10 protein-coding genes are annotated in these 7,825 nt (G+C 35.4%); all 10 read right to left on the bottom strand.

Translation table 11 applies throughout. The annotated features are described in order from the left end of the window. A partial coding sequence (locus tag ABIL69_06915) for an adenylate/guanylate cyclase domain-containing protein (GenBank protein MEO0123718.1) occupies positions 1-1,477 on the bottom strand: 1,477 nt, incomplete at its 3' end. 61 nt (positions 1,478-1,538) lie between these two features. Further along, a complete protein-coding gene (locus ABIL69_06910; protein ID MEO0123717.1) occupies positions 1,539-2,480 on the bottom strand; it encodes a radical SAM protein in 942 nt (313 codons plus the stop codon). 92 nt (positions 2,481-2,572) lie between these two features. Beyond that, complete coding sequence (locus tag ABIL69_06905) at positions 2,573-3,427, bottom strand: NAD(P)/FAD-dependent oxidoreductase (GenBank protein MEO0123716.1); 855 nt, start codon at positions 3,425-3,427, stop codon at positions 2,573-2,575. Then, complete coding sequence (locus ABIL69_06900) at positions 3,424-3,819, bottom strand: isochorismatase family protein (GenBank protein ID MEO0123715.1); 396 nt, start codon at positions 3,817-3,819, stop codon at positions 3,424-3,426. The genes ABIL69_06905 and ABIL69_06900 overlap by 4 nt, the downstream gene beginning before the upstream one ends. A gap of 240 nt (positions 3,820-4,059) precedes the next feature. Further along, a complete protein-coding gene (locus tag ABIL69_06895) occupies positions 4,060-4,368 on the bottom strand; it encodes a hypothetical protein (protein MEO0123714.1) in 309 nt (102 codons plus the stop codon). Between the two features lie 63 nt (positions 4,369-4,431). Further along, the gene (locus tag ABIL69_06890) at positions 4,432-5,373 is read right to left on the bottom strand and encodes a sensor domain-containing diguanylate cyclase (protein ID MEO0123713.1); all 942 of its coding nucleotides are present in this window, start codon (positions 5,371-5,373) and stop codon (positions 4,432-4,434) included. Beyond that, positions 5,352-5,909 (bottom strand): nitroreductase family protein, encoded by a 558-nt coding sequence (locus ABIL69_06885; GenBank protein ID MEO0123712.1) that lies wholly within the window; start codon positions 5,907-5,909, stop codon positions 5,352-5,354. Before ABIL69_06885 ends, ABIL69_06890 begins: the two co-directional genes overlap by 22 nt. A 12-nt stretch (positions 5,910-5,921) precedes the next feature. Next, complete coding sequence (locus ABIL69_06880; GenBank protein MEO0123711.1) at positions 5,922-6,740, bottom strand: ZIP family metal transporter; 819 nt, start codon at positions 6,738-6,740, stop codon at positions 5,922-5,924. 33 nt (positions 6,741-6,773) lie between these two features. Next, positions 6,774-7,445, bottom strand: a complete 672-nt coding sequence (locus ABIL69_06875) for a peroxiredoxin (GenBank protein MEO0123710.1) — start codon at positions 7,443-7,445, stop codon at positions 6,774-6,776. Between the two features lie 12 nt (positions 7,446-7,457). Then, the gene (locus ABIL69_06870) at positions 7,458-7,823 is read right to left on the bottom strand and encodes a hypothetical protein (protein MEO0123709.1); all 366 of its coding nucleotides are present in this window, start codon (positions 7,821-7,823) and stop codon (positions 7,458-7,460) included. Positions 7,824-7,825 lie beyond the last annotated feature (2 nt).

Raw genomic sequence — 7,825 nt, 5'->3', positions numbered from 1 at the left:
TTTTTATTTCCTGGGCAATTTTTTCTTCATCCATAATTGATTGTATTAATTCATCGGTCTCTTCTTGTGTAAAGTTCTTTAAGAAAATGTTTGTACAATTCTCAAAACTTAGCCAAGGAAATGCCCAATCCGAACGATATTCAAACAAAAAAAGTATGGGTGAATGTTTTAATTCCTTCAGTAGATAGTCAAGAATTTCAATACTGGTAGGGTCAGCCCACTGTAAATCTTCAATTCTGATAAAAATTGGATTTTTCTTTGCTTCATTCTTTATTATTTCTTTTATTCCGTTAAATATTCTGCGTTTCAATTCATCGGGTGTCAAATTTTGCGCATCAGGAAATTCCATACCGTACATAGTTCCAATATATGGAATAATGTAATCGAGCGATAGTTCAAGACTTTGCAATTTTATACTAATTATGAGTTTCTTCTCTTCTTCTGGAACATCTTTTTTGAGCTGAAAGTAGTTATTGAAAAATTCTATAAAGACATTATATGGAGTATTCGTTTCATACGGAACGCACCTGACAGCAAATGTTGAAAATCCATTTTTCCTCGCAATCAGTTCACCTTCTATGCCCAATCTTGTTTTTCCACAGCCAGACTCACCACTTATCGCAATTATTCCCAAGATATTATTTTTTGCATGGCTTAAAGATTCTTTTATTACACTTATCTCCGATACCCTGGCAATAAACTTTATTTTTGTTACTTCTGGTAAACGATGATGTTCCTGGATGCCTTTGACAAGATAATTTACAACGGGCTTTTTCTTTCCTTTGACTTTCACCGGAGGTCTTTTTTCGGCATCAACAATATCAGCAATCTTTTCGTATGTAAAATTGCTAATTATAATCTCTTTGGGACCTGAAATACTTTCCAACCTTGCTGCAAGGTTAACTGTATCACCGATGACAGTATATTCCATCCGTTCGTCAGAACCAACATTTAAGGCAACTGCTGGTCCGGTGTTAATTCCAATACTCATTGATAGGGGAGAAGCAAATTTTTTTTCAGCATTGAATCTTTCCATCTCGTGCTGCATTTCAAGGGCAGCGCGTACCGCTCTTTCCGGGTCATCGTGATGCGCTACAGGAGCCCCGAATAAGACCATCAGGGCATCGCCCAGAAATTTATCTACACTGCCACCATATTTATGAACGATTTTCACCATTCGTGTGAAAAAATCGTTTATAATATTGGCAATTTCTTCTGCATCCATTGTTTCTGATAGAGCAGTAAAACCTGATAAATCGGCAAACAGCACTGTAATATATCTTCTTTCACCTTCGATTTTTTCTGCAGCAGGATTAATCTTTATTTTTTCAATAACACGCGCAGGCAAATATTTTTGATATGCAGAGATAAGAAATTTTAACCAATCAAGTCTATTTAAAATTGTTTCATCACCTTTATATCCCTCTGTCAATTCTTTTATTTTGTTGAAAATCTCATTTACTTCGCTATCTTTCATTTGTGTTATTATATCTAAATTTTATTTATTTTCAAGGTTGCACAAGATGCTAATTGCTTGTCTAATTTTTTATTGATAAAATGGGGTAAGTATAACTTTCTTCAGATTTTATTTTATTATTTAAATAGTGATTTATATACTGTCCACAATTTGAACCAATCTTATTTTCCTCAAGTTCACCAATGCTCAAAATAACTTCATAACCAGCCGATTTTAATCGCTCTATTATTTCATATTTTTCGTTTTCTGTTTTAATGTATGAAATTAATTTATTTCTAAAAGCACTAAGGGTAGGATTTACTGGTGTAATTTTTATTACAAATTTATTTGGATTAAAATATTTTAATAATATATTTTCATCAATAGGCATATTTTCAGCAGGGGCAAAATTCAATGCAATTTTTCTGTCCCCATCTTGATAAAAAACTTCACCAAAATCTGATATACTGTTGAAATTCCATTTGTTTATTGGTATGAACCAATTTCGTAAATCTTCGTCTGTTGTATGAATTGAAAACTGAAGTTGGAACCGACCATGGTAATATTTTTGCTTTATTTTTAACATTTCAGCAAAGAATTTGTCTTTGCCAGCGGGTGCAATGGTAGATATGCATACCATAAGCCCTGGTGCATCATAAAGTTTAGGCAATTTTTCGAGGACCTCAAGGACAGCGTTATTAAATGCCGGCTCCCCAATCCGGGCAAATTGAATTTTGAATTTTGGGACTGGGATTTTACGATTGGAAAATCTATTTTTTACCATAAAATCAATTTGTTCAATAATTTCATGGGCTGACAATTTGCCTTTATAAGTTCCACCTGCATCGCAGATTTTGCATTTTACTGGACATCCATAGAGCGTTGAAACAATCAAGACCCATTTTTCTTCACGGGGAATAGGAGGTTGGACTGATTCAACAAATTCAGTTAAAAGACCATTTCGCATTTCAGCAATATACACGATGGCGATATCTTCTCTTCCTGCCTTGCCGATTATTTTCATATATTTATTAACGCTCCTTAGTTTTTACCATTCTATTTTTAAAATGATGCAGAGTAAACTCTGCCACTACATTTTAGGGGAGAAATATCATCTTAACTATCTCCCATTGATATTTCCATTGCAGTTTTGATCCCTTCGCCAATGGCAATTGCAGTCTGTCTAAATAACCCATTCTTCACATCTCCAATCATATACAATTTTTTATTTTTTTCAAGGGTTTTGAGCTTTAACTTTTTGTCTAAAAAATCAAGATTAGGTTCTCGGCCGATTGCAACCACAAGATAATCAACAGAAATTAATTCTTTATTTTTGGAATGTAAAACGAGTTTTTTGTTTTTTAATTGGATTGTAACAAGTTCAAATTCCTTAACATATTTAATATTTTTATTTTTCATTACCTTTTGAAATAATAGCGGCAGACATTTGTGGATTCTGGTACGATTCAAAAGGTAAACTTTATTTCGCTGGCAAAGGCTGAGGGCATAATCAAAAGCCGCATCACCGGCACCGATAATGCCTAAATTAGCATTTTTTATCTTCTTAAGATTGATAATATCATAAAATATTCTTGATTTTATACTGTCAGGAATTTTGATACCCAGTCGCTTGGGTTTTGTTCCAGAGGCGATTACAAGAATTTCTGAATGATATATTTTTCTATTGGTTTTGATAATAAATTTTTTTTTATAATCAACCCATTCTACATTTTCAATCATTGGGTTTATTTTGTTCACTTTCAAATGTTTGCGAAAAAGCGAGACAAGTCTTTCTCCACCTATTCCTTCCGGAAACCCTGGATAATTTTCAACAAGATTGGCATTTTTCAGTAATCCACCGGGTTTATCCCTTTCAAATAAGAAAAAATCAATTTTATATCTTTTCAACTGTATCGCACAGGCAATACCTGCAGGACCAGCACCGATGATTGCGACTTTAATTTTTTTCATTTAATCAAATCTTTGGTAAGGATAGGGATTGCAAATCCATAAGAAAGATTGATAAGTGTTGCCCGATGCATCATTTCATTCTGGGTTGCAGTTCCGTCAATGACAAAAAATACTTCAAAACCCTGAACAAATGCACTCCTCGCAGTTGTTTCACAACACAGATTGGTCATAACACCGGTAATAACAACCTGTTTTGTTTTATATTTTTTTAAGAGTTTTTTTAAATCAGTTTTGTAGAATGCGTCATATTGAGTCTTTATTATAACTGGGGCTCCGCTAAAGTAAATCTCATCGTTTAATTCGTAATATTGTCCTTTAGTTGTAATTATATCGTCCCACCATTTTTTTAGCATCCCTGCGTTTTTGGGGGTATTAATATGCTGGGTGAATATTACCGGTCTTTTTTTTTACGGAAAAATTCTATGAGTCTTTTGATATTTGGTATTATTGCTTGTGATGATGGTAAAAATGCATGAGAATTTTTATCTAAAAAATACCTCTGCATATCAATAACGAGCAGGGCAGAGGTCTGCGGGTTAAATTCTATTTTAGGGAAATGAAAAAGCAACTTTAGTTCTCGCATCAAATTTTTTGACTTTTTCAAAATATTGTTCCGGGTAAAATAATTCTCTTTACCCATTTACCGCAGACTTCTTTTGATTTATCGGGGGTAATCTATTGAATTTCTGTTGATATTCATCAATCAATTTCTTGTATTCAGATTCAGGTTCGTTTGTGGTCTGAAATCTGAAAAATGCCGCAATATTAAAATCCGGGTCTCGCTTCTCAAATATTATTTGCATTGTCTGGGCAAGGCTCTGTGTATATCCAATGTAAACAATGTCTTGAAGGATGTCAGATAATTCAAAAACTCCTGGATAATCAGGAGCATTTTTTAATTGTTCGGGAATTAACTTTCTCCAACCACTCTCAATGGGCATAGGAGATTATATATAAAAATTAAATTTTGTCAACATTGCCGGAAATAGCATAATAAAAGTTTCTTATGATATTTCAAAATCAGTTGTTACTTTGTTCCTTCCGTTCTGCTTACTTTGATACATCAATTTGTCTGCCCTTTTTATTATTGATTTCAATGTATCTTTTTCTTTGACCAGAGTTGCGCCAATGGATACCGTTACATTTATGGTATCCGAATTTATTTTGATATTAGAGAGTGAAATTAAATTCTTAAATTTATGGGCAATTGTATATAACTGGGTATCGTTGACATTCGGGACAATCACAATAAATTCCTCACCACCCCACCTTCCGGCGAGGTCAAAAGAACGAGAATTTTTGGCAAGCACATTTGCGATCATTTTCAAGACTTTGTCTCCTGCTTCGTGCCCATAATTATCATTAACCAACTTGAAATGGTCAATATCGATGAAAAGGATACCAAAGTGCCAGCCAAACCTCTTAAATTCATTCAATCTTGAGTGAAGTTGTATTTCTAAATATCTTCTGTTTGCAATCTTAGTCAAGCCGTCCAGAAGTGCAAGTTTTTCCAGTTCTTGAATCTTTTGATTCAAATCATCTATTTCAGAATCGTCACTAAATATTTCTGCCGCACCAATTATATTTTGATTGTCGTCAAAAACTGGAATTGTTTTCACTCTTACAAGCACGCGGTATCCATCCCTATGTTTAATATATAGAGTATCTTCATAAGGTTTCTTGGTGTTTGATGCTTTTACTACAGGACAATATTTGGGATCCCCACAGCAGATTTTGCCTTCTTCAGTAATGTGAATCAAAATATTGTCAGAACAACGCTTACCTAAAACTTGCTCTGCTTTGTATCCAGTGATCTTTTCTGCTGTATCATTCCAATAGATTATTTTATTAGAAGAATCAACAAAATAAACTCCCTGATTTATATTTGCTAACAGAACTTTGCAAAAATTATGGCAATCAAAATCTATTGGTATTGGTTGTGCCATATAAATTTCTCCAAGGGCAGTCTTTCAGGTCTAATTTTTTCTGCTCCAATTTGTTTTTCGGAAAGAACTGGATTTATTTTATCAGAATGTTTGCCAACAATTATAAGGGTTATAACTTCCATATCTTCCGGGATTTTCAAGATTTCTTTCACCTTTTGTTGATTGTAGCCTGCAATAGGATGGGCGACAAGCCCCAGTTCCGTCGCCCGCAATATCATTGCCGCAGTTGCCATTCCCGTATCAAATAGATAATATCTCCTGCTATCTTTCATTATGCAATCAAATTCAGGTTTACTGAAGACAGCAATAATCATACTTGCGGATTGTGCCCATTCATTACCTGGGGATAGTGCTGAATGTAATGCAGTCAGGATGGTTTTGTCATAAACAAAAACATAACGCCAGGGCTGGTTATTGAAGCAGGAACAGAATAATCGGGCACAGTTAGCAAGGTCTTCAATTAAATCATTTGTTATTTCTGTCGGCTCTAATGACCGGTAAGCACGTCTTCTTTCAATTGTTTGTTTAACATTCATTTTTTCTCCTTTTTAAGCAAAGGCAACATCGAGAATCATCATAAGCAAAAATCCAATGATTGTTCCACCTGTAGCATATTCTACATTCCTGTTTCTTTGTGATTCAGGTATCACTTCTTCTACAACTACAAAAATCATCGCACCAGCAGCAAAACTAAGCGCATAAGGCAATAAATAATGTGCCCATAGCACCGCAGAGCAACCGACAACAGCAGCAATTGGTTCTACCACACCCGATAGTTGGCCAAACCAGAAACTTTTGAATCTTGATATTTTCTCGCGGTAGAGCGATATGGAGACGGCAAAACCTTCGGGTATATTCTGAATACCTATGCCAAACATTATTGCCATTGCTCCGGCAAGTGTCGCATCAGAAAATCCGCTGGCGGCAGAGCCTATAGCCACTCCAACCGCTAACCCTTCTGGAACATTATGAAGTGTGATTGCCAGAACTAATAATACGCTTCGGTGCCACGAAGTTTTAATCCCTTCAGATTCAGTTGTTGGAAAACCAAGATGGAGATGGGGGAGAATCATATCTATGATTCGCAAAACAAGTGCGCCAAGAAGAAACCCTATGGATGGAGCAAACCAGGAGAGAAAAGAATTATATCTTCTGGCTATTTCAATTGCCGGTGCAAGCAGGGACCAGAAACTTGCGGCAATCATAATACCGCCGGCAAATCCCAACATTGCGTCAAATAACTTCTGATTGAATTCCTTTTTCAAAAAGACCAATGATGAACCAAGAGCCGTAAGAACCCAGGTAAAGAGGCCAGCAAGAAGGGCAAAAACAACCGGATGAAGTTTATTGGTTAAATATTCCATCATATTTTAGATGAGTTTAAGGTTCTCCTTTTTTGATTATCTACTCAATTTCTTGTGGCATAGCCACCAGTCAAAACATTCAAACTCACCAGCTTTGGCTTTTTCAATTCGTTCTTTAGCCGTCTTAACATCCTTTGCCGGTGGAACAATTACATGGTCTTTTACTATTTCATTATTGGGCCAGTTCGCCGGCATTGCTACACCGTATTTATCAGATATCTGCATTGCTTCTACAACCCTTAGGATTTCATCCATATTCCTGCCGAGTTCCTGGGGATAATAGAGAATAATTCTTATCTTACCTTTATCATCTACCACGAAGACTGCCCGAACCGTATTTGTTCCTTTGCCCGGATGGACAAGTCCAAGTGTTTCGGCTACTGAACCAGTATCGGCAATGATTGGGAATTGTATTTCAACCCCAAGTTTTTCTTTGATCCATTCTTCCCATTTAATGTGTGAAAAGACCTGGTCAACACTTAGACCGATAAGTTCGCAATTCAGTGCCTTGAATTTATCATATCTTTTCTGGAATGCGACAAATTCAGTTGTACAGACAGGTGTGAAGTCAGCAGGATGGCTGAATAAAACAAACCATTTACCCGCGAACGCCTTTGGCAGTTCCAGAACACCATGGGTGGTCTGGACTTTTATCTCTGGGAAATCATCCCCCAGAAGTGGCATTCTCTTTTCTGTTAATTTATCCATTTTTATTCCTATTTAATTTTCAACCTTTCTTATTATTTCGTTTATCTGTATCACCATTTTTTTCTTACCAGAAATATTGCAATATGCCTCAATAGAAATACTATCATCAAGTTTTGCTTCAGGTAATATGTATAGGTACTTTTGCATTGTATTATCAGTCTGCTGTTTACTTTTTTGTTCTATTATCTTGCTATTGTTAAGTTCAATTTCAATTTTGTTTATATAATGTTTTTGTGCATCGCGAACTGGATGTTGAACTGTAACCTGCAAAATCTTATTAGTTGTATCAAATTCAGCAACGATATCGCTCGGCGGATGGGCATAACTGATTCTTGCAATTGCGATAATTAGAATGGTAATCAAAATTAAATTTTTCATTG

The sequence above is a fragment of the candidate division WOR-3 bacterium genome (assembly GCA_039802005.1).
In the GTDB taxonomy this organism is placed as follows: Bacteria; Hydrothermota; Tepidihabitantia; order SM23-42; family JAOAFX01; genus JAOAFX01.
The sequence above is the reverse complement of the archived record's forward strand: the minus strand, read 5'-3'. Positions and strand labels throughout refer to the sequence as shown.

What these genes read in the sequence shown, in the direction of transcription:
- ABIL69_06910 (MEO0123717.1), bottom strand. Translation starts at nt 2,480, where the DNA reads ATGAAAATAATCGGCAAGGCAGGAAGAGAAGATATCGCCATCGTGTAT.
- ABIL69_06905 (MEO0123716.1), bottom strand. Translation starts at nt 3,427, where the DNA reads ATGAAAAAAATTAAAGTCGCAATCATCGGTGCTGGTCCTGCAGGTATT.
- ABIL69_06895 (MEO0123714.1), bottom strand. Translation starts at nt 4,368, where the DNA reads ATGCCCATTGAGAGTGGTTGGAGAAAGTTAATTCCCGAACAATTAAAA.
- ABIL69_06890 (MEO0123713.1), bottom strand. Translation starts at nt 5,373, where the DNA reads ATGGCACAACCAATACCAATAGATTTTGATTGCCATAATTTTTGCAAA.
- ABIL69_06885 (MEO0123712.1), bottom strand. Translation starts at nt 5,909, where the DNA reads ATGAATGTTAAACAAACAATTGAAAGAAGACGTGCTTACCGGTCATTA.
- ABIL69_06880 (MEO0123711.1), bottom strand. Translation starts at nt 6,740, where the DNA reads ATGATGGAATATTTAACCAATAAACTTCATCCGGTTGTTTTTGCCCTT.
- ABIL69_06875 (MEO0123710.1), bottom strand. Translation starts at nt 7,445, where the DNA reads ATGGATAAATTAACAGAAAAGAGAATGCCACTTCTGGGGGATGATTTC.
- ABIL69_06870 (MEO0123709.1), bottom strand. Translation starts at nt 7,823, where the DNA reads ATGAAAAATTTAATTTTGATTACCATTCTAATTATCGCAATTGCAAGA.